A 25,786-nucleotide genomic window follows, 5' to 3' on the forward strand; every position below is an offset into this window, starting at 1 on the left:
TCCTCATCATTGAGCGATTTACGAATTTGCCCTCCGATATGGACGGGCGGTGAGTTTCCCGGACCCCAATCGTGGCGATCCGCTAAAACTCACATGGGAAGCGGTTGGTTCGGGTTCAAGACCCGCCGGCGCTGATGAATTTGGCACCCGAGCTGGATTTGTCTGATCCGGGCTGCAATCTGCGGATCGTGGCCGTTGGCCGGGGTGCATCACGGCGCAGGATCGCCTTCAATTCTGAAACGATTCCAGACAACTCCATACCGTAACCGACTCTCTGACGCCCATTCGTGGAAATTGCCGAGGCAACCGACAATATCTGCCAGCGCGGCCCCTTCTTTGCCAGAATGGCCGAGCCAGACGATCCAAATGTGACGTCGCAGTTAAAGACGATCAAGCCCTGTCCACGCTGAAGAATGTGACAAGATCGCTGCCGCAGGATCGCGTCTTCCCTGCCGCGCCCATAAGATGCGACGCTGATTTCATTGTCGGTTACGCGGCCACTGTGCAGGGCAAACGGATCAGCAATAGAGTAGGGAATCGGCTCTTCCAGCCGCATTAGAGCCACATCAACCCGAACCCGAGGGGCCGATACAGGGGCGTTCGCGACAAAATCCGGGTGCGCGGCGATCTGGATGACCTTCCGCTCGGCCAGCGCTTCGCCATCGCTTAGCCCGGCGCGAAATGTCACTTCGCCGGGGGCGTATGGTTTACCAGTCGCCTTGTCCAGCGCGCAGTGGGCGGCCGTCAATACGATATCCTGAGCAATCAATGTACCCGTGCAAAAACCCTTATCGCCAAAATCTAGTCGGCCAACCGCTTCCCATCCGTACAGATCATCCCGGTCCGTCAGACGGCGCTTGTTTCCGTTCTGGGCCTGAGATGTGGTTGCAAGAACTGAAAAACATAAAATAATTTTGAATAATAACCGGGTCATGGCTTAACGAATTTTGCTCCAAGATGTTTGGTGTTGTTGTCCAGAGACGCGTTCATACCTCGCCCTTGGGAAAGCTCGGCCTGCAACAATTCCAGAGATTCGTTCAAGTCGGTGCCCAGCGCAACTCGTTGACCCTGCATTTCAGCTTTGGCGGCTACGACTGAAACGATGCGAGGGCGTTCACCCTCAAACGAAAAAATCGGCGCTCCGGACGCTCCGAAATCCACGTCACAAGACATGATCAGGATGCCCGCCTGACGGCCGATGACTGAACAGACCTCTTGCAGAGACGGTGCTTCGGCCCGGTCATGGGCGTAAGAGACAACACCGACCTCTTCACCGCGAGTTGGGCGGTGTCCGGTTTCAAAAGGTATGACCGATGTGTTGCGGATCGGCTGCCAGAGCTCGATCAATGCGATATCGTGACGTACGCGAGTCGCCGATAAATCACCGACATATTTATATTCCGGATGCACCACCGTGCGCCGTGCCGGTCGATATGCCGACGCATGCCCAAGACGCCAACCCGCCAGAAACTCGATCCGCGCAGGATCAATCCGCTGTTTCGTCGCTTTGTCGAAAAGGCAATGCGCTGCGGTCAGAACCAGCGTTGGAGATATGAGCGATCCGGTACAGAACCCGGTTCCATCAATATCCAGCCGGCCAACCGCCATCCACTCTCGTCCAGCGTCAGTGGTATCAAGGCTTTTAAGCCCTGAATCCTGCGCCTGCCCTGCCAAAGGCAGCAAGCTAAGCGTAATAGCCGTGATCCAGTTGCGCACACAGGTCTCCGGTCAAGTGGTCCGATCAACAGTCGTATGCTGTGGGTACGGCGAAAATAGGGCAAATGCGGTCCGTCCTGGATTCGCTCTGATCTGATGCCCGCTTGCAGCAATTGGCTAACGTAATTGCGGTATGCCGCTGGTATCACCGTGCAGCGCGCGCGGTTTGGGCCCTCCTGTGGCCCAATCCAGCAGTTCGACGGTATGGACAACGGGCGTGTCGGTTCCGGACCCGATCTGCATCATGCACCCTATGTTTCCTGCTGCGATCACATCGGGATTTCTGGCCTCAAGCGAGCGCACCTTGCGCTGTTTTAGCTGACTGGAAATTGCAGGCTGCATAAGGTTATAGGTTCCGGCGCTGCCGCAGCATAAATGACTATTAGTAGGCTCTAACACAGTGAATCCAGCAGATTTCAACAGACTTTTGGGGTGGGTAGTAACTTTTTGGCCATGCTGCAAAGAGCATGCTGCATGGTAGGCAACGACCAGTTCTTTTTTGTCTCTGAATGGCAAATCCAACTGAACCAACAGTTCGCTGATATCCAGCGCCAACGCCGACACCCGCGCGGCATCTGCAGCAAGTGGGTCGTTGCGGAACATGTGGCCATAATCCTTCACCGTAGTCCCACACCCCGATGTATTAATGACAATCGCATCTAAGCCATCGCCATCCATTTCGCGCGTCCAGGCCCGGATGTTGGTGGCGGCAGAAGCGTGGCTTTCGCCCGTTTTACCCATATGATGAGTTAACGCTCCACAACACCCTGCCCCTTCAGCAACCACTACCTCACATCCCAAGCGGGTGAGCAGACGAATCGTGGCATCGTTGATGTCTGTATTCAGCGCTTTTTGCGCGCACCCTGTCATCAACGCCACACGCATGGTTCTTGAACCTTTTGGTGCAAAACTCTGGGGATCATCATTGCGACTAACCGGTGGAATATGCTTGGGCGCCATATCCAGCATCGCTTTCAGTCGCGCATCCGGCATCAATAACCGGAACGGGCGGCCCAGCTTTGCACCAATCAGCGCCCATCGAAAGCGCGTAGGATAAGGTAAGATTTTGGCCAGTATCCAACGCAGTGCCTGATCCGAGAATGGGCGTTTGTAATTATCTTCGATGTATTCCCGCGCGTGATCGACCAGATGCATATAGTGCACACCCGAGGGACAAGTGGTCATACAGGCGAGGCAAGATAAGCAGCGGTCGATATGCTTGACGGTCTTTTCGTCCGGGACACGTTCATTCTCCAACATATCCTTGATCAGATAGATGCGTCCGCGAGGACTGTCCAACTCATCACCAAGAACCTGGTAAGTGGGGCACGTTGCAGTACAGAAACCACAATGAACGCAGTTCCGCAGAATTTCATTGGACCGCTCAATCGCGGGGTCCTGCAGCTGCTTTTCGGTAAATGTCGTCTGCATCGTCTACCCCATAAGACCCGGATTGAACACGCTACGCGGATCGAATTTCAGCCGAATTGCCCTTGTTAGAGCCTTAACCTGATGGTTCTCTGGTTGAAACCGACCAAATCCGTCCATCGTATGGGCATCTGCACGTACAAGGCTCGCATGGCCCTCGAAGGCCCCCAAGCGCGCACGCAAATCCGTGCCCTTTGGCACCAGCGCCCATATCAAACCACCACCCCAATCAAGCAGGGTCCTCCCTGCTTCGATCCGATCCGCAATGACCAGGGCATCACCGGGTTTCACCGACAAGCGCCAGACATCGCCTTCCAGATCATGGAACGCACGCACATCGCGCAGATCAGCCCACCGCTTGCGCGACTCCTCCAACTCGGTGCATTCGTTGCCTAGGATTTCGCTCAATCGACTAGCCCGATAAGCGACCGAGTCGGCAAATCCCTCGATCCTCAAAAACGCCTGTCTATCCTTCGGATCATACGCCGCGCCGCTCACTTCGTATGGGGATTTCAGGGCAGTCGACATAAGATCAACTGCGGTTCCTACATCATCGGCACTGACAGCCAATGTGGCCTGAGTCTCTGGCTTGGGCAAAACCTTCAGCGAGACTTCTGACAAAACTCCCAATGTGCCCCATGACCCGGCCATCAGTTTCACCAAATCGTAGCCGGTGACATTTTTCATCACCCGTCCACCATTTTTGATGACTTGCCCAAGGCCATCGACATAACGGACGCCCAGCAGGAAATCCCGGCAGGCCCCGGCCTGAATTCTGCGAGACCCCGAGATGTTGGCTGCAACAACGCCACCAATCGTCGGTTCACCGGTTGTGCCCAACAAACCGCAGTGATCCATTGGCTCGAATGCCAATTGCTGACCCTCGGCATCCAGAGCCGCCTCAATCTCAGCAACAGGAGTTCCCGCACGCGCGACCAGAGTCAGCGCTCCGGGTTCATAGAGAGTAATCCCGCTCAGTCCAGCGGTACTCAGCTCCGGTTCCGCACCAACCACGCCGCGTGTACCACCGCCCGCAATACATACGGGTCCGTTAAGCCCAGCAACGGTTTCTGCAAGTTCAGCCTCGGTTTCAGGTCTCATTGCGTTCATCTTTTCACAAATTTCTTGAGGGTGAGGGCAAAGCCCCTATTCCACCGCCATCCTACGCTCCGCTGACGCCGCCAATGGGAACACTTTGGCTGGGTTCAGCAGCCAGTTAGGATCAAATACATCTTTCACAGCCATCTGCGCCTCAAGGTCCTGAGCCGCATATTGATGGGTCATCAGATCGCGCTTTTCGATGCCAACCCCATGCTCCCCCGTCAGGCAGCCGCCGGCATCGACGCAAAGCTTCAGGATGTCCGCCCCGAACGCCTCGCATTTCTCAAGATCACCCGGTTTGTTGGCGTCAAAGAGGATCAATGGGTGCATGTTCCCGTCACCGGCATGAAACACGTTGCCAACAGGTAGGCCGTAGTCCTTGCTCAACTCTCCGATGCGGCGCAGTACAAAGGGCAGCGATGAGACCGGGATCGTCCCATCAAGACACATATAATCGTTGATCTGCCCCATCGCACCAAATGCCGATTTCCGCCCCAGCCAGATACGCGCGCTTTCATCAGCGGATTGGCTTTCGCGCAGCTCAACGGGATTGTGGTGTTTGGCAATCTCGATGATCTTCGAAAGCTGGCTGTCGATCTCAGCCTCTGACCCTTCAACCTCGACGATCAGCAACGCCTCACAATCGGGATAGCCAGCATGGGCGAAATTCTCGCAGGCTCTGATACAGAGGCGGTCCATAAACTCGATTGCGACGGGTAGAATGCCCGATTTGATAATGTCAGAGACACAATGGCCCGCAACTTCGTTGTCATCGAACCCCATCAAAACAGGTCGCGCCCCTTCGGGTTTGCGCAAGATCCGCAGCGTTGCTTCAGTCACCACGCCCAGCTGCCCTTCGGATCCGCAAATCACACCCAGCAGGTCCAACCCACCAGCATCCAGATACGCGCCTCCAATTTCGACCACACTGCCATCCATCATCACCATGGTGACGCCCATCAGGTTGTTGGTCGTCACGCCATATTTCAGACAATGTGCTCCGCCCGAATTCATCGCGATATTCCCGGCGATGGCGCAGGCAAGTTGGGACGAAGGATCAGGGGCGTAGAAGAAATCCTCTTCTTCAACGGCTCCGGTCACACTCAAATTGGTTCGGCCGGTCTGCACCTTGATAAACCGATTGTCGTAGTCGACCTCCAACACTTCATTCATCCGAGCAACGCCTAGGATCACGCAATCCGCTGTCGGCAAAGCACCGCCAGCCAACGAGGTCCCCGCACCGCGCGGCACCACGGGCACACTCAGTTCGTGGCAAATGCGCAAAACATCGGAAACCTGCTGTGTTGTCGACGGCAGTACCGCCAACAAGGGCGGACATTTGTAAGCGGTCAACGCATCACACTCATATGCACGTGTTTCGGCCACATCGTGAATGACGGCATCCTCCGGCAGGACCTGCTGCAAACGCGCAACCAAAGCTTGCTTACGCGCCATGACATCCGGATTTGGCTTGGGCATTTCCATCGCTGACCCTCCATTTGGTAAAATTATATTACCAATTTTAGCGGCTGGCAAGTTTCTGAATCCAGCAATAGTGTCGCGGCATGACCTGGATCGACCGCGCATTGCTGTTCTCTCCGTTAGACTACGTTGCCGTACTGCTTCTGTTTGCAGCTTGGCTGGGAATTGGGTGGAGGATCGAGAATCCTTCCTCTCAGAAACCGTCGGTATCATTGATGATGGATGATTTCCGCAAGGTCTGGATGCGAGAGATGGTGACGCGCCAGCCACGTGTGTTCGATGCTCAGGTGATCTCGGCCATGCGTCAGGGCAGTACGTTCTTTGCGTCAACGATCATGATTGCAATTGGCGGTGGCTTGGCGCTGCTTGGCAATACCGAGCGCTTGGCCGGAGTTGCCGAAGACCTTGCCATTGGCCGTGCGCCCGCAATGGTGTGGGAAGTCAAAATACTGATTATTCTTCTTTTTCTGTCGAACGCATTTCTGAAATTTGTCTGGTCGCATCGTTTGTTTGGATATTGCGCCATCCTGATGGCCGCGGTTCCAAACGACCCCGATCATCCGCAGGCCTATGCCCGTGCCGCTCAGGCAGGCGACATCTGCATCACGGCGGCGCGCAGTTTCAATCGCGCGTTGCGGGCAACCTACTTTGCTTTGGCATCCATTGCCTGGATTTTGGGACCAATGGCATTGATACTGAGCTCAGCCGTTACATTTGGCGTCCTCTATCGTCGCGAGTTCGCCTCGCATTCGCGAACCGTCATGATGAAAGCGCCACCAAACACAGAGTCGTGATCGCAATGCCGCACCCGAGCGCATAGTTTGGACCCATGCGATATTTGATTCTCAGCGCCCTACTGGCCAGCCCCGCCTTTGCCGACTCTCCGACGATCGAACAGGTCTCGGCCCGTTCGAAGGGTGATTCCTGGCGGTTCGACGTCACGATCCGTCATCCCGATACCGGATGGGATGATTACGCCGACGGCTGGCGAGTTCTGGATATGCAGGGAAATGAACTGGGCATGCGCGTGCTGCATCACCCTCATGTTGACGAGCAACCCTTTACGCGGTCTTTGGGCGGGGTGGTGATCCCGGACGGGACCACGCAGGTGCAAATTCAAGCGCGCGATAATGTCGGTGGTTGGAGCGAAGACACGACAGTGGTCGATCTGAACTGACCTTCAGAACACCCCGAGGCTGAGACCTGCCGCCAGGGCCGCACCAATATCGCGACAGTTTTCAAGTTGTTCCTGAGGAATGATCTTCTCAGCGAGGATTGCCTCGGGCGTTTGCGCATGAGTGCAGATGATCAGGGGCGGTTGCACCTCTTTCAACCGCCATCCCGTTGCGATCCGTGCCATCTGTCGCGCGGCATTCTCACCATCTGATCCGGCGCAGACCATCTGCGCATAGGGTCGACCTTCGATCCTCCCCAGCACCGGATAATAACAGCGGTCGAAAAACTCTTTCATCAGACCCGAAATCGCGGCCAGGTTCTCGGGTGCGCAGAAGATATAGCCATCGGCGGCCAGCAGGTCGTCTGGCCCGGCTAGATCGGCGGTTTTCAGGATGGTGTTCGCCTCGTCCCGCGCTGCATCTGCTGCGGCTTCGGCCATCTGCCGGGCACCGCCGGTGCGCGAATGGTAGACGATCAAAAGCTGCGCCATGTCAGACCCGGTGATAAGGACCGCCCGACAGGATGGTAGCGGCCCGGTACAGTTGCTCGGCCAACATCACACGGACCAGCATATGAGGCCAGACCATTGACCCAAAGGACAGGGAAAAATCGGCCTCGGCCCGCAGATTAGGGTCAATTCCGTCCGCTCCGCCGATGATCAGCGCCAGATCCTGTTGGCCCGCATCGCGCCATCCACCCAGCTTTTTTGCAAAATCAGGTGAAGACATCACCCGTCCGCGCTCATCCATCGTACAGATCACCGCGCCCTTGGGCAGAGTTTTCCGCAGCAATGCGGCCTCGGCCCCCATGCCTGCGTTTTTCTTGTCTTCGACCTCGATCACCCGCGCGGGACCAAGACCCAACGCACGGCCGGTTCGGTCGAAACGAGTCAGGTAATCATCAAGCAGGGTCTTCTCCGGTCCGGCGCGCAATCGCCCGACCGCAACAATGCTGATACGCATGTCTCTCTCGCCTCCGGCCCCTCAATACGGGCCAGGATGGCGCCTCAATTCGCCGAGGCGCTGCCGCCCTGAGGCAGCCACATCTTTTCCAGCTGATAGAATTCACGCACTTCGGGGCGGAAGATATGAACGACCACGTCGCCCGTATCGATCAGCACCCAGTCGCCAGCATCCTTGCCTTCGACCTTCGAGGTGAAACCGAATTCCTGCTTGATGCGATCCGTCAGCTTTTCCGCCATGGCCGAGACCTGACGGGTCGACCGACCCGAGGCAATCACCATGTGATCCGCGACAGAAGACTTACCTTGCAGGTTGATCTGCACGACGTCTTCGGCCTTGTCATCGGAAAGTGAGGAAAGGATACGTTCAAGCAGCTTATCGCTGATTGACTGAGAGTGGGCCATTACTTTGGCCCCATCATCGGCGGGCAAACCCGCCTGTGTATGTAGAGACAGGACATAGTCCTCCTTTGCAACGCGCCGCCAAATCCCCGGCGCTGGGGTACTAATAAGGTAACAAGGGGATTGCAACATTTCAATGAACGGGCTGCTTCACGCAGTGACATCGGCTCACTCTTTGGCGAGTTGTTGCGCCTCTGCGTCGTCCGGCAGCAGACGAACTTCACGTTGTGGGAAGGGTAGCGAGATGTCTTCAGCCTGGAAAGCATCCCACAACGCCAGATAAACATTACCCCGGATGTTCGTCAGCCCTTTGGTCGGATCACTAATCCAGAACCGCAGCACGTAATCCACGCTGCTGTCGCCAAATCCGGTGATGTGGCAGACGGGTTCATGGGATCCTCCACTCAGTACTCGACCAACCGATTTGACGGCTCGTATCGCCGTTGCCCTCACTTTGTGAGGGTCGTCGCCATAGCTGGTTCCGAATTCCAGATCCAGCCGAACAAACTTGTCCGAATGCGACCAGTTCACCACCTGATTGGTAATCAAATCCTCGTTTGGGATCAGGTATTCCCGCCCATCGCGCGTGACAACCGAGACATAGCGCGCGCCCAGCGCATTGATCCAACCGAACGTATCGCCCAGCGAGATCACATCGCCCGGCTTGATCGATCGGTCCATTAGAATGATGATGCCCGAAATCAGGTTCGAGACCACTTTTTGCAGCCCGAACCCGATCCCTACACCAATCGCGCCCGACAACAGCGCAATCCCGGTCAGATCAAAGCCAAGCGTGCGGATCGCAGCCATGAACACCGCACCATAGAGCAGCACCTGAATTCCCTTGGCGAGTAACACCTGCATCGATGGCGTGATGTCATCATTGCTCTTAAGCCCGCGTTCAGCCGCGCGGGTCCCGATCCTTGCGAGCGTTAGTAGAATGCCGATCAGCAGGACGGCTTTGATGATCCCCAGCGCCGAGATATGGAGATCACCTATCGAGAGCGCCACACCGTCCAGAAAGCCGGCGACATCATCCGTCAGATTCAGCGCGATTAGCGTTGCATAGACCCACATGGACCATTTGAAAATCTGCCGCAGTGTCCGGTTGCGCACCAAGCGGGATACCAGCGCGATGGCCAACCAAGCCGCTGCCAGCGTCGCAAATACACCTATGATATAGCTACGCGAAGGCCACGTTGTTTGCTGCATGACCCAGTAGAGCCCCCAAGTCAGCAGCACGAAATAGACCAGCGTCAAACGCCGCATCAGTTGGATCAGAATGCGCAGCCGCCATTTCGGCCAGCCGGTACGCGCGCGCGCCCATACATCCCATCTTTTTTGCGTCAGAAGTTTCAGAAGAAACGCCAACGCCCATAGGAACAGGATGATAACCAATTGATACTGCCGCCAACCGGGCGTGACCATCAGCTCGATCAAATTTTCAATCTGTTCTGAAAAGGCCGCCGTCATATTGCCGTAAAGCTCGGACAGCGTTTCTGGTAACAGATCCTGGTTCATGCCTGTCAGCTTGGCCATCCATTTGAGGGGATGCAAGCCCCTACCCGGATTGAACCTTGATTGACGGCAAACCCCGTTATATCTGGAGCGCATGAGACTCAATGTGGCCCAAGAACAGAATCTGGAAGATCGCGCGCGGTTGCGTGAACGGTTCTTTGGTGCCGCCCGCACGGTTCTGGCACGCCTACCCGTCGCCTAAGCCACCTCGCCAGCTATTTCTCATTACATACGGGAGAGGACCGATGTCCCCCAAAACACTCTATGACAAGATCTGGGATGCCCATGTCGCGCATGAAGCCGATGATGGCACCTGCCTGCTGTATATCGACCGCCATCTGGTTCACGAAGTGACCAGCCCACAGGCGTTCGAAGGTCTGCGCATGGCGGGCCGCAAAGTGCGCGCCCCGGAAAAAACCATCGCCGTGCCGGACCACAACGTTCCGACCACTCCGGACCGCGTGAACGGGATCGAAAACCCGGAATCACGCATTCAGGTCGAGGCACTGGACAAGAACGCCAAGGATTTTGGTATTCACTACTACCCGGTGAATGATGTTCGTCAGGGCATCGTGCACATCGTTGGCCCGGAACAGGGTTGGACCCTACCCGGTATGACCGTTGTCTGCGGCGACAGTCACACGGCGACTCATGGCGCATTCGGCGCTCTGGCCCACGGTATCGGTACGTCTGAGGTTGAGCACGTTCTGGCCACGCAGACCCTGATCCAGAAGAAATCCAAAAACATGAAGGTCGAGATCACCGGCAAATTGCAGCCGGGCGTAACCGCCAAAGACATCACTCTCGCCGTAATTGGCAAGACTGGTACTGCTGGCGGCACCGGATATGTCATCGAATATTGCGGCGAAGCGATCCGCAATCTGTCGATGGAAGGGCGTATGACCGTCTGCAACATGGCGATCGAAGGCGGCGCGCGCGCTGGCCTGATCGCACCGGATGAAACCACCTTTGAATATGTCAAAGGCCGCCCGCATGCCCCCAAAGGTGCACAGTGGGAAGCCGCGATGGACTGGTGGAAAACGCTTTATACCGACGAGGGCGCGCATTTCGACAAAGTCATCACGCTGCGTGGTGAAGATATCGCACCAGTCGTCACTTGGGGCACCAGCCCCGAGGATGTGCTGCCGATCACTGCATCCGTACCGCATCCCGAAGATTTCGAAGGCGGTAAAGTCGACGCGGCCCGCCGTTCGATCGAGTACATGGGTCTGGAAGCCGGACAAAAGCTGAGCGACGTTGAAATCGACACTGTTTTCATCGGCTCTTGCACCAACGGTCGGATCGAAGACCTGCGCGCTGCGGCGGAAATCCTGAAAGGCAAGAAGATCAAGGACGGCATGCGCGCCATGGTCGTACCAGGCTCGGGTTTGGTGCGTGCACAGGCCGAAGAAGAAGGTTTGGCCGAAATCTTCAAAGATGCCGGGTTCGAATGGCGTCTGGCGGGATGCTCAATGTGTCTGGCGATGAACCCCGACCAGCTGCAGCCGGGTGAGCGTTGTGCAGCGACCTCGAACCGCAACTTTGAAGGCCGTCAGGGCCGTGGTGGACGCACCCATCTGCTGAGCCCGGCAATGGCTGCCGCAGCGGCAATCACTGGACGGCTGACAGACGTCCGTGAAATGATGTAAGACTCTCTCATATCTAGATATTTGATGGAGAGACTAACATGAGTGATTGGGTCAAATGGCTACTGCTGGGACTTTTGTCCATAGCATTCGGTGTGTTCGTATTGGGCGCGCCGGTCGTGGCGTCCGTTGCCGTAACAGTAGTAACCGGTGTGTTGCTGCTGATCGCAGGCGGATTGCAGATCGTTGGTGGCTTCACGGTTGAAGGCGCTGGCAACAAAATCCTGTCACTCATCATGGGTGCGGTCATGCTGTTCCTGGGGTGGTCCTTTCTGGATCACCCGCTGCAGGGCACGCTGACGCTCGCGACTGTGGTGCTGATCCTGTTCATGGCAGGCGGCATCGCGCGGATCATCCTGTCGTTCCAAATGAAGGGAACACAGTTTTTCTGGCCCACGATGATCTCGGGCATCTTGTCGATCATCCTCGCAGGCATCATCTGGAGCTATGTGGGGCAAGAGCCGCAGGCGTTGCTGAGCATACTGGGGATCTTCCTGGGCATCGAGATGCTGTTCAACGGGTTCGGATTGGTCTTCATGGCGTTCTTCGTCAAGAACGCACCCAAGGACGAAACAACGGAAGCGAAAGAAGCTTAAACGCGGGGCATGGGCGCGGCCCTCTCCCGCAGGAGTGTAGAAATGGAAAAGTTCGAAAAAGTCCACGGGGTGGCCGCCCCAATGCCGTTGATCAATATCGACACCGATATGATCATTCCCAAAGTGCACCTGAAGACCATCAAGCGGTCCGGCCTTGGCGTCGTGCTGTTTGACGAGATGCGTTATCACGACCACGGCGGCGAGAACGAAGAGTTCGTGCTGAACAAACCCGCCTATCGCCAAACCGAGATTCTGGTGGCGGGTGACAATTTCGGCTGCGGCTCATCCCGTGAACATGCGCCTTGGGCGATCAAGGATTTCGGCATCAAGGTCGTGATCTCGACCAGTTTCGCCGACATCTTCTTCAACAACTGCTTCAAGAACGGCATCCTGCCCATCGTGGTGGAAGAGGAACATCACGCGATTCTGATGGATGACGCGCATAAGGGCGAGAATGCTCGTATGACCGTGCATCTGGAAGATCAGCGGATCACCACATCAGATGGCGTGGTCATCGAATTCGACATCGACCCACACCGCAAACACTGCCTGCTGAACGGTCTGGACGATATTGGTCTGACGATGGAAAAAGACCATCACATCGACAAGTTCGAGGATCACGCAAGCCAAGCCCGTCCCTGGGTATGATTCTGGGGACGAATCTGTTGATACTCAACTTAACGGGGTCGCAAGCGCGGCCCCGTTCGCATTCTTGGGGTTAAATCGCCCCAATCTACTACATCTAGGTATCATTTTGATATACACGTCGGATTTGCGTCGAAATTGATGCAATCCCGCACCAGTTGCGCCATCATTTTGCCCGAAACTCAGTGTTTTCTGCACTCTGACTTGAGCGAATTACCGCTTATCAGCCAAGGTGGCACCTAACAGGTAGCCGCCAGTGAACGAGTGGCGCGCGCAAGTTGGACGACAAGTCGACTTAGAATCGACAGCTCCGGTTTGGAAAGGGTTCGGATTGTGATTGCACGCACGACGGGCGCGGCGATACGTGGATTATTGGTGGCACTGATGGTGTTAACCCCCGCGTTATACCTGCCCACATCGACGTCTAACGGGACTGAGATTATCGTCTTTCTGGCGATCCTTGCGTTTATTCTAACATTCTCTGAATATAATTCAGCCTTCCCCAGCTTTATCGAATTCCGTGACGCCCCGCCGGTAAACAGGTTGCGTTTTGTTGGCCTGATGTCGATGGTCACCTTTTTAACGCTGATTTGTAAGAATGCGTATGCCCCCACGGATCTTACGGGCGTATTCTATTCTATTGGCTTGATGGTCGCGAATGTGGTGGACTTTCCCTATTCGCCTGTTCGGCTCGTGGTTCTGGTGCTTCCCGGAAACGCCAGCGCACCACTTATTGAGCTTGTCAGTATATCGGCCAGCATCGCCTATGTCGCGGCTTTGGTCACTATCGCGAGCTTTGCCTACGCCGTAAAACTGAGAGGATGGCCAACAGGAAATGGGGCGTTCAACGTTTGGACCAATCTGCCTTTGTTTGACCCGACCAAGGGTGGAGATGTTGTTGCCCGATTGCAGCGCGATGGGCGGCTGAACATCGCAATTGGGGCGTTGCTGCCCTTCCTGATCCCTGCCCTGATCAAGCTGATGGCTGTATTCATCACTCCGATAGCGCTTGGCAATCCGCAGACGTTGATCTGGACCCTTTGCGCATGGGCCTTCCTACCGGCCAGCATGATCATGCGAGGCATGGCGACCCTGCGCATTGCCGGCCTGATCGTTGAAAAACGCCGCGCATACTCAACTTCCGAGTCTACTCAAATCGCATGATCCGCCTACTGGTTCTGTTGCTGCTGCCGTTTGCAGCACATGCAGAGACGTTGCGCATCGCAAGTTACAATACTGAACTTAGTCGCAAGGGACCTGGCCTGTTACTGCGCGACATCCGGCGGGAAGATCCACAGGTTACGGCGGTTATTGAGGTGTTGGTAACAACCCGCCCAGACATCGTTGCACTGCAAGGGCTCGATTGGGATCTTGACGGTCTTGCGCTCGACGCTCTCGTTGATGCGCTTGGAGGCCATGGCTTGAATTATCCCTACAGCTATTTCGAGCAACCCAATTCGGGGCTCGAAACCGTTGAAGATTTAGATGGGGACGGCGAAACTGGTGGTCCGGGCGACGCACAGGGATGGGGGCGCTTTACGGGCCAAAGCGGCCTGGCAGTCTTATCCCGCTATCCCATCGCAGCCAGAGAGGTCCAGTCCTATACCGAGTTGCTTTGGAACGAACTTCCCGGTGCCCGGCTACCAAAAATAAACGGAAATCCATTTCCCTCACCTCAGGCACAAGCGATTCAAAGGCTGTCATCCACATCACATTGGGTCGTCCCGATCGACACCCCTGTTGGTCGTATCAATTTGATGACGTTTCACGCCAGCCCCCCTGTCTTTGATGGTCCCGAAGATCGCAACGGGTTACGCAACCGGGATGAAGTTCGATTCTGGTCGCTACTGCTGGACGGTAAATTGGGGCCTACTCCTTCAGATCGGTTCGTCATCGCAGGCCATGCCAATCTGGACCCGCACAACGGCGAAGGGCACAAGGCTGCAATCAACGATCTTCTTGCCGACCCTCTGATCCAAGACCCTGTGCCATTGGACCCTGCCGGATCGGCCGCAACAGTTCTGTGGAAAGGGGTAGGCGAAATGAGAGTGGATTATGTATTGCCCTCATCCGATTGGCACGTGCACGATGCAGGTATTTACTGGCCTGAGACCGAAGCCCGAGCTTCGGCAGAAGCAGCAAGCCGTCACCGGCTTGTTTGGGTCGATCTCATCAACCAATAGGCGCCTGCGGTCATGATCGCAAAGCTGCACCGGTTCGTTGCGCCGCATCAGAGACTTTAGGATTTGGGATCGCATTTCTAAGCGCCTCGTTCGGTTCAGTCAGCGAAAATCCCGGCAGCAATTCGTTAAAGAAACTTCCATCCAGACGATGCGGTGTATCCCATAGGTAGCGCATTTCAAGCAGATGTGGGGCTAGACGCCAGAAGGGGCGGGCCAACTGCAACGGCCACCACGCCATCTGCTTAAGCGCAATGTCTTGCCCAGTCATCTGTGACAACATCTGTGCCATTTCATTGCCGGTCAGAGTGTAACCTGCAAAGGGAACATCACAGAATCGCGGCAGCTCGCCGCGTATGTCTGCCAGGGCCACGGCGGATCGGGTCAGATCGGGCAAGTAGGCCCAAGAATGCGGGATGTCGGGATTGCCCGGGTACACAAAGCGACCACGCTGCAAATGTTTGATCATGATCTGATCGAACCAGTTGCCCGAGGCCGTGGTGTCGATAAAATCACCTGCGCGCAACATAATTGTCCGTACGGATGAAGCGCGATACGCCTCTTCCATTTCGATGCGGATGCGTCCCAACGGATTGCGTGCAAGATGGGGCGTTTCACTCGACCAAGGCCCAGGCGTATCCGCGCCGAAGACATAAACGTTACCGGGCACAATCACTGTCAAATCATGTTCAGACGCCACATCTATGACCTGTCGGTGCAATTCAGGGACTTGCTTCGCCCAATCGGGATACAGTGGGTTCCATGCGTTCACGATAACGCCTGCCCCGCGTGCCGCAGAGTGCAGATTGTCGCTGCGTCGATCAAACCGGCGCACGCCCCAACCCGCGTTGGAAAAAGCCTGTGCCGCATTGCGACCAAAGCGGCCACTGGCCCCGAGAATAAGTGCTGTTTGTGACATCGGTCCCTCCATTCAACACCAATCTATTCATTCATCAGTATTTGGAAATTGCCAAAAACCGCAGATTATGTATTCGGTTTTGAATGGCAAATTCTCTTCAACTTACTGACTGGTCCTTGATCCAAAGTTTTCTCGCTGTTGCGGAAACGGGATCATTATCCGCGGCCGCGAAGCAACTTGGGCGAAGCCAGCCAACGCTGGGTCGTCAGGTGCATGCGCTGGAAGAAGAACTGGGCGTGTCGCTGTTTGATCGCCACGCGCGTGGGTTGACGCTCAGCGAGGTGGGGCAGCAAGTGCTGCCGATGGCGCAGCAGATGTATAGCGCGGTCAATGCGCTTGGTTTGACCGCAGCCGGGCAGGCGCAGCAGCTGGATGGCTCGGTTAGGATCACCGCCTCAGTCTTTGTCTCGCACCATTTGCTGCCCCCGATCATTGCTGCGATTCGTCAGGCAGAACCGGCCATTCAGATTGATCTGGTCGCCTCGGATGCCAGCGAGAACCTGCTGTTCCGCGAGGCCGACATCGCAGTACGCATGTACCGGCCCGAGCAAGTCGACATCGTGGCAAAACATATCGGCGAGGTGCCGTTATGTTTCTGCGCCTCCCGGTCCTATCTGGACCGCGCAGGACGGCCAGCAACTCCGACAGAGTTGATGCAGCACGACCTTGTGGGTTTTGACACCAACGAAGACATCATCACCGCCATGCGGAACAAAGGCTGGCCCGCCAGCCGGGACAGCTTTGCCACGCGCTGCGACAACCAGACGGCATATTGGCAACTGATCCGCGCAGGATGCGGGGTGGGGTTCAGCCAACTCAGCATTGCGCAGGCTGACCCAGAGGTCGAGGTGTTGGACATTGATGTCGAGATACCGGTGCTGCCGGTCTGGCTGGCCGCCCCTCAGGCGATGCGACAGACCCCGCGCATCCGCAGGGTCTGGGATCTGTTGGCCGAAGGGTTGAAGGCGCGGCTGTAAAGCCGCCTACAGCGCGCCGGTATAGGTGCCACGCGCGGGATAGTTATTGGCCAAGGTAAATTTCAAACCGCCGACGATGTCGGACATTGGCGGTCGCGCAAAAGGCGTTGTCTGCTGCCAGACGAAATAGAGGGTCTGATCAGGCTTGATATAGAAATGCCCCGGTTCGGCGAATAACGCTGGCTCGGCACTACCTTCACGAGCCACGGAGATGTTCAGACCCCAGACATCCCGCGCATCCGCCATGGACAGGCCGTGCCCAACGCGCACTTTTGAGACCCCGGCTTTCTCCACCGTTTCCGCCGCTCGTTCGCCGGTATCCGTGGTGATCATGATCACCTCGACCCCCAGTTCGGCGAAATCATCCAGCGCAGCTTCGACCTCACCCATCTGGCGAATGCAGATCGGGCAATGCAGGCCTCGATACTGTATCACCAGCGTTCCGTTTTCGCCCGCGTCACGCTCAAGATCAAAGGTGCCATGGCCTACAGTTTCGATTTTTAGCGATGGGGCCGGATTTCCGGGTGTCAGCATGTGGTTTCCTCGTGATTTGACGGGTTCGTCTCATTGACCCGATGCGCCGCAAACGCTAGGGCCTGTGCGACAAAACGCAAGGAGACTGTCGATGTCCAACCCCTCGCTCCTCATCCTGCCCGGAGACGGAATTGGCCCGGAAGTTATGACCGAAGTGCGCAAAATCATCGATTGGTTCGGTGCCAATCGCGGTCTTCAATTTGACGTGAGCGAGGATCTGGTTGGCGGCGCTGCCTATGACGCACACGGGAAGCCCCTGTCGGATGAGACCATGGCCAAGGCGCAAGAGGTCGATGCCGTTCTGCTGGGTGCTGTTGGTGGCCCTAAGTATGACGATCTGGACTTCAGCCTGAAGCCCGAACGCGGCCTGCTGCGTTTGCGCAAAGAAATGGACTTGTATTCTAACCTGCGCCCCGCTCAATGCTTTGACGCGCTGGCGGATTTCTCGTCGCTGAAGAAGGATGTGGTAGCCGGCCTCGACATCATGATCGTGCGCGAGCTGACCTCGGGCGTTTATTTCGGCGAGCCGCGCGGCATTTTCGAGGAAGGCAATGAACGCGTTGGCATCAACACCCAGCGCTACACCGAGTCCGAGATCGAACGCGCCGCGCGTTCGGCTTTTGAGCTGGCGATGCGCCGGAACAAGAAACTGTGCTCGATGGAAAAAGCCAATGTGATGGAGTCGGGCATCCTTTGGCGCGAAGTCGTGACCCGCGTGGGCCAAGAGTACCCCGAGGTCGAATTGTCGCATATGTATGCAGACAACGGTGCGATGCAGCTGGTGCGCGCGCCCAAGCAGTTTGACGTGATCGTCACCGACAACCTGTTCGGCGACGTTCTGTCCGATTGCGCCGCGATGCTGACCGGGTCGCTGGGTATGCTGCCGTCTGCCTCGCTGGGCGCACCAATGGCCAATGGTCGCCCCAAGGCGATGTACGAGCCTGTACATGGGTCCGCCCCTGATATCACCGGACAGGGCAAGGCCAACCCGATCGCCTGTATCCTCAGCTTCGCCATGGCGCTGCGCTACAGCTTCGATCAGGGCGACGAAGCAGGTCGTCTGGAAGCCGCGATCGAAAAGGTTCTGGCCGATGGCGTTCGCACGGCCGATCTGCTGGCAGAAGAAGGTGTTCAGCCGGTATCGACCAGCGAAATGGGTGATGCAATTCTGGCAGCGCTGGACGAAAGCGTCTGATCTTACGATCATTCAGACATCAAAGGCGGTGCGCAGCGCACTGCCTTTTTTTGTATGTCAATTTCCGAAAATGTTATTCAGCAGATTGTTGATCGCCTTATCCAAGCCGGTCTGTTTCTTACGGCGCTGTTGCTGCGGCTGAGCGGTTTTGACTGGTGGGTCCGGCGCCAGCATCGGCAATGGCGTGGGCGTCATTCCTTCGGTGACGCGCAACATCGTCTCTTTCCAGATCTCCGCCGGCAGACCTCCGCCAGTCACGCCTGAAAGGGGCGTATTGTCGTCATACCCCATCCACACACCCGTCACGTAATCCGCTGTGAACCCGATGAACCACGCATCCCGCGCGGCCTGGGTCGTTCCGGTTTTGCCCGCCACCTGCCAACCCGGCAGCTTTGCGCGCCCACCTGTACCTTCCGAGACCACACGCTCCATCATCCAGGTCAGTTGTTTGGCGGCTTTGTCGTTGATGACGCGTTCACCGATACCGGTTGTCGTGACCATGACGGGTTCAGACTCACCCAGCAGCTTCAGTTCAGTCAGGCCATAGGGTTCCACCGCTGAGCCGCCGTTCAGGATACCGGCATAAGCGCCGGTCATCTCGATCAGCGTGCTTTCCGATGCGCCCAGCGCCAACGCAAGCCCTTCGGCCAGATCACTTGAAAGACCGAAACCGCTGGCAACGGTGCGGACATTATCAAGCCCAGAAATATCTGCCACTTTGACCGCCGGGATGTTCAATGAATTCTTCAACGCATCCGCTAGAGTCACCCGACCATAAAACTTGTGGGTATAGTTCTTCGGGCACCACTGGCCCGACCCTGCGATATCCCAGCAGGTCGGTTCGTCCATAACCGTATCCAACGGTGAATATCCCAGCTCCAACGCCGTTGCATAGACAAACGGTTTGAACGACGATCCCGTCTGACGCAGAGCCTGCGTGGCTCGGTTAAACGCTCCCGATACACGGGTCTTGCGCCCACCGACCATACCTCGAACCGCGCCATCGGCAGACATCACGACAATGGCGGCCTGTGCCTTGGACCCTTCGCGCACTTTTTCTTGGAAGATGAACTTCAGTGCCTCTTCCGCCGAGGTTTGAATGCGCTGATCCAGCGTGGTCCGGATCACCACGTCCTCGGTTGTGTTACGTGTGAAAAACTCAGGCCCACTGGCCATGACCCAATCCGCAAAATAACCACCTGCTCGGGCGGCAGCGGCTTCAGACAACTGCGCCGGGCGACTGCGTGCTTCGCTTGCCTGCGCGCTGCTCAGATAGCCTTGAGCCTCCATCAGCCCAACCACCAACCGTGCCCGGTCCTGCGATCGTTGCAGGTTGTTCGTGGGCGCATAGCGAGAAGGTGCCACCAGAAGCCCCGCCAACATTGCGGCCTCGGCCGGCGACACTTCGGCAGCCGAAATCCCGAAATAGCGCTGGCTGGCGGCTTCGAACCCGCGCGCACCTGCGCCAAGGAAGGCACGGTTCAGATAGATCGTCAGAATTTCATCCTTGGAGTATTTGACCTCCATCGCGATTGCGTAAACTGCCTCCTTCGCTTTGCGCCAAAGCGAACCCTGACGGCAATCAGCTTCGTAAGCGGCCTCTGATTCCCACGCGCTGGGATCATATGGGACACCGAGGCAAAGCAGCTTTGCTGTCTGCTGTGTGATGGTCGAGCCACCATGGCCAGACAACGGTCCGCGCCCTTCGCTCAGGTTGATGCGCACCGCGCTCGCGACACCGCGCGGGCTGACACCGAAATGTCGGTAGAACCGCTTATCCTCGGTCGCGATCACGGCATTCTTGAGATGCGGCGAAACTGTATCCGCGGTGATCACGCCACCAAACTGATCGCCGCGCCAGGCAAAGACCTTGCCATCACGGTCCAGCAAGGTCACCGAGCCCTTCGCCCGCCCATCTAACAAGGCATCCACATCCGGTAGCGATGTGTAAACGACACCGACGGCCAGCGCCAACAGCAAGCCAGCCACCGCACCAATCCGCCATGTGACGCCCCAGAACAGACGCCAGAGCCAGCGGAACAGACGGTGGAAAATGCCACCGCCCTTCCCGCCAGAACTGCGCCGCGTTTTCTTCCGGGCCGTCTTGCGCGGGGCGGGTTTTCGGGCAGTCGACTTCTTACCAGCTGGTTTTGCAGCCCGCTTGGTCGCCGCAGGTTTTCGACCTTTGGACGGGTACCTTTTATCCGCGACCAGTCGCGGTTTTCGGCGGTTGGACTCAGTCATGCTCAAACTCTGCCCGGTTATACTTTTGGGGCACCATACCCCGCCGGAACGGCCATGTAGAGGTGTGAAATTCTGGTATTTCCCCTCACTGATTTGCCCATTTTTTCATCATATGAAGCTATTCGTGCAAAAAATGTGCAAATTTGCTGATTATTCCCCCTCATTTCCCCTGTGAGAGCGTTCCTTCAGAGCCTCGAATGCGCATTTTTCTGCAGGTGCAAAATACCCGGCCGCCCGGGGTAATAGAGGGGAAAGACGTGAAACTGATCATTGCGACAATCAAACCGTTCAAGCTTGAGGAGGTGCGCGAGGCGCTGACCAATGCAGGCGTGCGCGGCATGATGGTGACTGAGATCAAAGGGTTCGGCTCGCAATCGGGTCACACCGAGATTTATCGCGGCGCAGAATACGCTGTGAATTTCGTACCCAAGATCAAGCTTGAGATCGTGGTGCCCGCCACGATGGCCGACCAGATCATTGAGACCATCACCACCACCGCCAAGACCGGCAAGATCGGTGATGGCAAGATTTTCGTCCTCGATGTCGAGCAAGCCCTGCGCGTGCGGACCGGGGAAACCAACGAAGAAGCGCTTTAAGCGCGCTCACTCACAATTATTCGAGGACTGACAATGAACCTGATGAAATCTCTCATCCCTGCCGCCGCGATTGTCGCGTTGCCGCAGATGGGTCTTGCACAAGAGGCCGCTACCGGCGAGCCCGCGCAACACACCCAATACATCTTCACCACGCTGCTGTTCCTGATGGGCGGCTTTCTGGTGTTCTTTATGGCTGCAGGCTTTGCCATGCTCGAAGGCGGGCTGGTGCGGTCCAAGAACGTCGCGATGCAGATGACCAAAAACATCGCACTGTTTTCGATTGCCGCGATCATGTACTGGCTGATCGGATTCAATCTGATGTATCCCGGTGATGGCTGGACCATTTCGGGTTGGTTGGGCCCCTTCTTCTCGACAACCGTGCTTGACCCGGTGGGCGTCGGTGCAGATGCTGCAGCACTCGATTATGCCTCGATCGGGTCGGATTTCTTCTTCCAACTAGTCTTTGTCGCCGCAACCGCCTCGATCGTATCCGGCGCAGTGGCTGAGCGGATCAAGCTTTGGCCTTTCCTTGCCTTCGTGGTTGTCCTGACCGGCATCATGTATCCGATCTCGGGCTCGTGGCAGTGGGGTGGTGGCTGGTTGTCCGAAGCTGGCTTCTCGGACTTCGCGGGTTCGACCATCGTGCACTCGGTCGGTGGCTGGGCAGCTCTGGCAGGAGCCCTCATCCTTGGGCCACGCATTGGCAAGTACAAGGACGGCAAGGTTCACCCGATGCCCGGTTCGAACCTGGCGCTGGCTACTTTGGGTACCTTCATCCTTTGGCTGGGTTGGTTCGGTTTCAACGGTGGTTCTCAACTGGCCATGGGCACCGTAGGAGATGTCTCGGACGTATCGCGCATCTTTGCCAACACCAACATGGCCGCCGCGTCAGGCGCGGTTGCTGCCTTGATCCTGACGCAGCTGCTGTACAAAAAGCCTGACCTTACCATGGTGCTGAACGGCGCGCTGGCCGGTCTGGTTTCGATCACCGCTGAACCGCTGGCCCCAACCCTGTTCGGCGCCCTATGGATCGGTGCCGTAGGTGGCATCATCGTGGTCTTCGCGGTTCCGATGCTGGACAAGTTCAAGATCGACGATGTTGTGGGCGCTATCCCGGTTCACCTTTTCGCCGGTATCTGGGGCACGATTGCCGTGATCTTCTATGGCGAAGCCAGCCTGATCACGCAGCTGACCGGCATCATCGCGTACGGTGTATTCACCTTTGTCGCCGCTCTGATCCTGTGGACCTTACTGAAAGCCACTGTCGGTATCCGCGTCAGCGAAGAAGATGAGATCAACGGTCTCGACATGGCTGAGCTTGGTATGGAGGCCTATCCGGAGTTCTCCAAAGGTTAATAGCCAACCATATACAAACAAAAACCCGGGCATTCACGCCCGGGTTTTCCATTTTTTAAAGACGCGCTTCAGACACCAACATCAATGATCGCCTGAGCCAGAATCGGCACGGTCGTCGCATTCAATCCCGCAATATTCAGACGGCTATCACCAACCATGTAGATACCATGATCCGCACGCAGCTTCTCGACCAGCTCAGGGGCAGCGCCCAGCCGCGAAAACATTCCTCGGTGTTGCGCGATAAACCCGAACCGATCCGATCCGCTGAGGCGCTGCAACTCGTCCGCCAGTTGTTGACGCAGGCCCAGCATCGACAAGCGAACTTCTTCCAGCTCGGCGGCCCAATCGGCGCGCAGAGCCTCATCATTCAGGATCGTGGTCACAACGCGCGCGCCATGATCGGGTGGGAAAGAGTAATTTTGGCGATTCAGAAACGCCAGAGAGGATTGGTTCAACGCCGTCTGAGCTGGATCATCACTGATCGCCATCAGCAGACCAGTACGTTCACGATAAACGCCAAAGTTCTTCGAGCAGGACGCCGCGATGAGGCAGCGTTTCACGGAAGAAGCCACCAGACGCGTCGCCTGCGCATCTTCCTCAAGACCATCGCCAAAGCCTTGATAGGCGATGTCGATCATCGCCACGAGACCGCGTTCGTTGATCAGGTTCACGACTTCCTGCCACTGCACCATGTTCAGGTTGGCGCCCGTTGGGTTGTGGCAACAACCATGCAGCAGAACCACGTCGCCCGCATTGGCAGTTTTCAGATCTTCGATCATACCATCGAAATCAACACCACGGGTTTCGCTGTCAAAATAGCGGTATTCGGCGGTTTCAATCCCCAGATAACGCAGGATCGACGGATGGTTTGGCCATGTGGGGTTCGACAGGAAGACACGGGCCGACGGATTTGCCATGCGGATTAGTTCAAACGCCTGACGACAAGCCCCGGTTCCGCCGGGGGTCGCCACGGCAGCAATATTGCCACGTGGCACTGCGTCCCCAAGGATCAAACCGATCATCGCGTCTGCGTAAGCCGGATCGCCCGCCAACCCGGTATAAGCCTTGCTTTCTTGCTCTTCGAGAATTCGCTTTTCGGCAGCCTTCACTGCACGCATCACCGGTGTGACACCTTCGGCGTTCTTGTACACACCGACACCCAGATCGATCTTTTGATCACGTGGGTCTTCGCGGTACATCTGCATCAGCGCCAGAATCTTGTCAGCGGGTTGCGGTTTGAGGTTCTCGAACATCAGTTCTCTCCGGTTGCGACGGGCAGGGTCGGGAAGGCACCCCATTCAGCCCAGGAGCCGTCATAAAGCGAGTGGTCTTTCTTACCCATGCGCTCAAGCGCAAGGCTGAGGATTGCTGCGGTCACGCCCGACCCACAGGATGTGATCGCGGGTTTCGACAGGTCCACACCTGCAGCTTCGAATATTGCACGACAGTCTTCGGGTGACTTCATCGTGCCGTTTTTGTTCAGCAGCATTCCAAATGGTACATTGCGAGAACCGGGGATATGGCCCGAACGCAACCCTTCGCGTGGCTCAGCCTCGGCACCAGCGAAACGCGATGCTGAACGGGCATCGATTATCTCATGATCATGCAGTTTGGCAGCCGCAGAAACCTGCGTGACATCGCGGATCAGATGGTTCTGCACCCGCACAGTCATGTGACGGTCGCGAATGACAGGAGGCAGGTCCTCAATCTCTCGACCTTCGGCCTGCCATTTGGGCAACCCACCATCCAGAACGGCGATGTTTTCCTGCCCCATCAGACGGAACATCCACCAGACCCGTGCTGCCGACATCAGACCAGCGCCATCATAAACCACTACCTGATGGCCATCACCCACTCCCATTGCCCGCAAGCGCGACATGAATTTCTCGATCGGAGGTGCCATGTGCGGCAGATCCGAACGATGATCGGAAATCTCATCAATATCGAAATAACGTGCACCGGGAATGTGGCCCGCGTCATACTCTGCCTTGGCGTCGCGAGCTTGCTGCGGTAGGTACCACGACCCATCCAGTATCCGTAGATCCGGATCTTTGATATGAGCGGCAAGCCATTCGGTAGAAACGAGGGTTTTTGGATCGTCCTGCATCAAAGCCTCCCCTAAGCGAGCTTGGGTTTTCCCTATACTCGGCGCGATGCGGGTTCAAGGCTGGATAGCGCTAGCGCTTCGGTAGCATTGGATTTAACCCGCCCGACGCAGGCGAAAGTGCTGAATGATCCCGATCACGCTGATGATTATCCAGAAGCCTTCGATCAGCATCGATGCCAGATTGAAGTTCTGCATCAGCGAAAACACGATCAGAACCGAACCGATCAGGTTCACCACTGGAAAGGCCAGATCGTCCGAATTCATCATGCGCATCTGGGTGGCAAAATAAGCTACAACCACGATCAATGCCCCGAAGGAGCCGATCGCATCGACGAATGTCAGGCTGTCAAAGAAGGCAGTCACGGGGATTCGATCCTATTCTAGGTTTTCGGCCGATTGGGAATAGTGGTGCATGTTCAGGAACGCCGCCCCCTGATCACCAGCGCGGTATCCATGCGGTAAATCAGCAGCGAAGCGCAATCCCTGCCCAGCTTGCAGCGGAATCCATTTGTCCGCGCGCAGAATTTCCAAAACTCCGCTGAGCACAAAGACCTCTTCGGTCACCCCCGCCGCATGGGCTGGCGACTCGTGGCTTTGGTTCGGGGACAGCTCAACATGAAATGTCTCGGCTCCCAATGCCGGATCAAAGGGAAAGACAATCTTAACCTCGATGCTTCCCGGAAATGTCACGGTACTGAACACATCGGTATCTGCCGTATCGCGCATTGCGGCGGTGCCAATCAAAGCGCTCAGCGGCAATTGGAAGCCCTTCGCGATCTTCCACAAGGTCGCGATGGTCGGGCTTGATTCGCCGCGCTCGATCTGACCCAACATGGCTTTACTAACCCCGGTCAGTTCGGCCACTTTAGACAGGCTTAACCCCGATGCAGCGCGAACATCCCTTAGTTTCAGCGTTAACTCGTCTGATTCCATATTCAAGCCTTGCGATTTGCCTTGTGCGTTATAACGTACATATGATACGTGCGCTATAACGTACACACCCAATA

28 protein-coding genes are annotated in these 25,786 nt (G+C 56.6%); 12 read left to right on the forward strand and 16 right to left on the reverse strand.

The window, feature by feature from the left end; genetic code table 11:
* Nucleotides 1-115 precede the first annotated feature (115 nt).
* From ACR0DU_RS20160 to ACR0DU_RS20180, 5 genes are all read right to left on the reverse strand, one after another.
* Nucleotides 116-934, reverse strand: a complete 819-nt coding sequence (locus ACR0DU_RS20160) for a trypsin-like serine peptidase (RefSeq protein WP_480877057.1) — start codon at nt 932-934, stop codon at nt 116-118.
* Nucleotides 931-1,716, reverse strand: coding sequence for a trypsin-like serine peptidase (locus ACR0DU_RS20165; RefSeq protein WP_480457643.1), 786 nt, complete (start codon nt 1,714-1,716; stop codon nt 931-933). The genes ACR0DU_RS20160 and ACR0DU_RS20165 overlap by 4 nt, the downstream gene beginning before the upstream one ends.
* Before the next feature lie 117 nt (nt 1,717-1,833).
* Nucleotides 1,834-3,147: a glycolate oxidase subunit GlcF gene (glcF, locus tag ACR0DU_RS20170; protein ID WP_480877060.1), complete on the reverse strand. Its 1,314-nt coding sequence runs from the start codon at nt 3,145-3,147 to the stop codon at nt 1,834-1,836.
* 3 nt (nt 3,148-3,150) lie between these two features.
* Nucleotides 3,151-4,245 carry an FAD-binding protein gene (locus tag ACR0DU_RS20175; protein ID WP_480457646.1) on the reverse strand — a complete coding sequence of 365 codons (1,095 nt, stop codon included), beginning with the start codon at nt 4,243-4,245 and terminating at the stop codon, nt 3,151-3,153.
* Nucleotides 4,246-4,290: 45 nt separating this feature from the next.
* On the reverse strand, nt 4,291-5,730 hold the full coding sequence (locus tag ACR0DU_RS20180) for an FAD-linked oxidase C-terminal domain-containing protein (RefSeq protein WP_480877064.1): 1,440 nt from the start codon (nt 5,728-5,730) through the stop codon (nt 4,291-4,293).
* 80 nt (nt 5,731-5,810) lie between these two features.
* On the opposite strand from ACR0DU_RS20180, the gene ACR0DU_RS20185 reads away from it, so the two are divergent.
* Together ACR0DU_RS20185 and ACR0DU_RS20190 are read left to right on the forward strand one after the other, a co-directional pair.
* A complete protein-coding gene (locus ACR0DU_RS20185) occupies nt 5,811-6,521 on the forward strand; it encodes a DUF599 domain-containing protein (RefSeq protein ID WP_170546798.1) in 711 nt (236 codons plus the stop codon).
* A 35-nt stretch (nt 6,522-6,556) separates the two neighbouring features.
* Entirely contained in the window at nt 6,557-6,904 is a 348-nt protein-coding gene (locus ACR0DU_RS20190) for a hypothetical protein (protein ID WP_480877066.1), read from the forward strand.
* A gap of 3 nt (nt 6,905-6,907) precedes the next feature.
* Here the strand turns inward: ACR0DU_RS20190 and ACR0DU_RS20195 are convergent, their stop codons facing one another.
* From ACR0DU_RS20195 to ACR0DU_RS20210, 4 genes are all read right to left on the reverse strand, one after another.
* Nucleotides 6,908-7,393 (reverse strand): flavodoxin family protein, encoded by a 486-nt coding sequence (locus ACR0DU_RS20195; RefSeq protein ID WP_480877069.1) that lies wholly within the window; start codon nt 7,391-7,393, stop codon nt 6,908-6,910.
* Between the two features lies 1 nt (nt 7,394).
* Nucleotides 7,395-7,865 (reverse strand): 23S rRNA (pseudouridine(1915)-N(3))-methyltransferase RlmH, encoded by a 471-nt coding sequence (gene rlmH / locus ACR0DU_RS20200; RefSeq protein WP_480877071.1) that lies wholly within the window; start codon nt 7,863-7,865, stop codon nt 7,395-7,397.
* A gap of 44 nt (nt 7,866-7,909) precedes the next feature.
* Nucleotides 7,910-8,269 carry a ribosome silencing factor gene (rsfS, locus tag ACR0DU_RS20205; protein WP_039541351.1) on the reverse strand — a complete coding sequence of 120 codons (360 nt, stop codon included), beginning with the start codon at nt 8,267-8,269 and terminating at the stop codon, nt 7,910-7,912.
* A 165-nt stretch (nt 8,270-8,434) separates the two neighbouring features.
* Nucleotides 8,435-9,805, reverse strand: a complete 1,371-nt coding sequence (locus tag ACR0DU_RS20210) for a mechanosensitive ion channel family protein (RefSeq protein WP_480655903.1) — start codon at nt 9,803-9,805, stop codon at nt 8,435-8,437.
* 73 nt (nt 9,806-9,878) lie between these two features.
* On the opposite strand from ACR0DU_RS20210, the gene ACR0DU_RS20215 reads away from it, so the two are divergent.
* From ACR0DU_RS20215 to ACR0DU_RS20240, 6 genes are all read left to right on the forward strand, one after another.
* Nucleotides 9,879-9,986 (forward strand): hypothetical protein, encoded by a 108-nt coding sequence (locus ACR0DU_RS20215; RefSeq protein WP_010438763.1) that lies wholly within the window; start codon nt 9,879-9,881, stop codon nt 9,984-9,986.
* A gap of 43 nt (nt 9,987-10,029) precedes the next feature.
* Nucleotides 10,030-11,433 (forward strand): 3-isopropylmalate dehydratase large subunit, encoded by a 1,404-nt coding sequence (gene leuC, locus ACR0DU_RS20220; protein WP_480877074.1) that lies wholly within the window; start codon nt 10,030-10,032, stop codon nt 11,431-11,433.
* Nucleotides 11,434-11,471: 38 nt separating this feature from the next.
* Nucleotides 11,472-12,026, forward strand: a complete 555-nt coding sequence (locus ACR0DU_RS20225) for an HdeD family acid-resistance protein (protein ID WP_010438761.1) — start codon at nt 11,472-11,474, stop codon at nt 12,024-12,026.
* 42 nt (nt 12,027-12,068) lie between these two features.
* Nucleotides 12,069-12,674 (forward strand): 3-isopropylmalate dehydratase small subunit, encoded by a 606-nt coding sequence (gene leuD, locus ACR0DU_RS20230; protein ID WP_480877078.1) that lies wholly within the window; start codon nt 12,069-12,071, stop codon nt 12,672-12,674.
* 330 nt (nt 12,675-13,004) lie between these two features.
* Complete coding sequence (locus tag ACR0DU_RS20235) at nt 13,005-13,835, forward strand: hypothetical protein (RefSeq protein WP_480877081.1); 831 nt, start codon at nt 13,005-13,007, stop codon at nt 13,833-13,835.
* Nucleotides 13,832-14,854 (forward strand): endonuclease/exonuclease/phosphatase family protein, encoded by a 1,023-nt coding sequence (locus ACR0DU_RS20240; RefSeq protein WP_480877083.1) that lies wholly within the window; start codon nt 13,832-13,834, stop codon nt 14,852-14,854. Before ACR0DU_RS20235 ends, ACR0DU_RS20240 begins: the two co-directional genes overlap by 4 nt.
* A 10-nt stretch (nt 14,855-14,864) precedes the next feature.
* Here the strand turns inward: ACR0DU_RS20240 and ACR0DU_RS20245 are convergent, their stop codons facing one another.
* Nucleotides 14,865-15,770: a Rossmann-fold NAD(P)-binding domain-containing protein gene (locus tag ACR0DU_RS20245; protein WP_480877086.1), complete on the reverse strand. Its 906-nt coding sequence runs from the start codon at nt 15,768-15,770 to the stop codon at nt 14,865-14,867.
* Between the two features lie 83 nt (nt 15,771-15,853).
* Between ACR0DU_RS20245 and ACR0DU_RS20250 the strand changes: the two genes are divergently transcribed.
* Nucleotides 15,854-16,747 (forward strand): LysR family transcriptional regulator, encoded by an 894-nt coding sequence (locus ACR0DU_RS20250; protein WP_480877088.1) that lies wholly within the window; start codon nt 15,854-15,856, stop codon nt 16,745-16,747.
* A gap of 6 nt (nt 16,748-16,753) precedes the next feature.
* On the opposite strand, the gene ACR0DU_RS20255 is transcribed toward ACR0DU_RS20250, so the two are convergent.
* A complete protein-coding gene (locus tag ACR0DU_RS20255; RefSeq protein ID WP_480877091.1) occupies nt 16,754-17,281 on the reverse strand; it encodes a redoxin domain-containing protein in 528 nt (175 codons plus the stop codon).
* Nucleotides 17,282-17,372: 91 nt separating this feature from the next.
* On the opposite strand from ACR0DU_RS20255, the gene leuB reads away from it, so the two are divergent.
* The gene (leuB, locus tag ACR0DU_RS20260) at nt 17,373-18,476 is read left to right on the forward strand and encodes a 3-isopropylmalate dehydrogenase (protein WP_480877094.1); all 1,104 of its coding nucleotides are present in this window, start codon (nt 17,373-17,375) and stop codon (nt 18,474-18,476) included.
* Between the two features lie 57 nt (nt 18,477-18,533).
* On the opposite strand, the gene ACR0DU_RS20265 is transcribed toward leuB, so the two are convergent.
* Entirely contained in the window at nt 18,534-20,720 is a 2,187-nt protein-coding gene (locus tag ACR0DU_RS20265) for a transglycosylase domain-containing protein (RefSeq protein WP_480877097.1), read from the reverse strand.
* A gap of 257 nt (nt 20,721-20,977) precedes the next feature.
* On the opposite strand from ACR0DU_RS20265, the gene ACR0DU_RS20270 reads away from it, so the two are divergent.
* Nucleotides 20,978-21,316: a P-II family nitrogen regulator gene (locus tag ACR0DU_RS20270; protein WP_010438740.1), complete on the forward strand. Its 339-nt coding sequence runs from the start codon at nt 20,978-20,980 to the stop codon at nt 21,314-21,316.
* A 33-nt stretch (nt 21,317-21,349) separates the two neighbouring features.
* Nucleotides 21,350-22,672 (forward strand): ammonium transporter, encoded by a 1,323-nt coding sequence (locus ACR0DU_RS20275; protein WP_010438738.1) that lies wholly within the window; start codon nt 21,350-21,352, stop codon nt 22,670-22,672.
* 68 nt (nt 22,673-22,740) lie between these two features.
* Here the strand turns inward: ACR0DU_RS20275 and ACR0DU_RS20280 are convergent, their stop codons facing one another.
* From ACR0DU_RS20280 to ACR0DU_RS20295, 4 genes are all read right to left on the reverse strand, one after another.
* The gene (locus tag ACR0DU_RS20280; protein WP_010438736.1) at nt 22,741-23,925 is read right to left on the reverse strand and encodes an amino acid aminotransferase; all 1,185 of its coding nucleotides are present in this window, start codon (nt 23,923-23,925) and stop codon (nt 22,741-22,743) included.
* Nucleotides 23,925-24,779, reverse strand: coding sequence for a 3-mercaptopyruvate sulfurtransferase (gene sseA, locus ACR0DU_RS20285; protein ID WP_480877101.1), 855 nt, complete (start codon nt 24,777-24,779; stop codon nt 23,925-23,927). The genes ACR0DU_RS20280 and sseA overlap by 1 nt, the downstream gene beginning before the upstream one ends.
* Before the next feature lie 93 nt (nt 24,780-24,872).
* On the reverse strand, nt 24,873-25,142 hold the full coding sequence (locus ACR0DU_RS20290) for a CBU_0592 family membrane protein (protein ID WP_010438730.1): 270 nt from the start codon (nt 25,140-25,142) through the stop codon (nt 24,873-24,875).
* A gap of 12 nt (nt 25,143-25,154) precedes the next feature.
* Nucleotides 25,155-25,712 (reverse strand): helix-turn-helix domain-containing protein, encoded by a 558-nt coding sequence (locus ACR0DU_RS20295; RefSeq protein WP_010438727.1) that lies wholly within the window; start codon nt 25,710-25,712, stop codon nt 25,155-25,157.
* Between the last annotated feature and the right edge of the window lie 74 nt (nt 25,713-25,786).

The sequence above is a fragment of the Ruegeria sp. G2 genome, assembly GCF_056533505.1.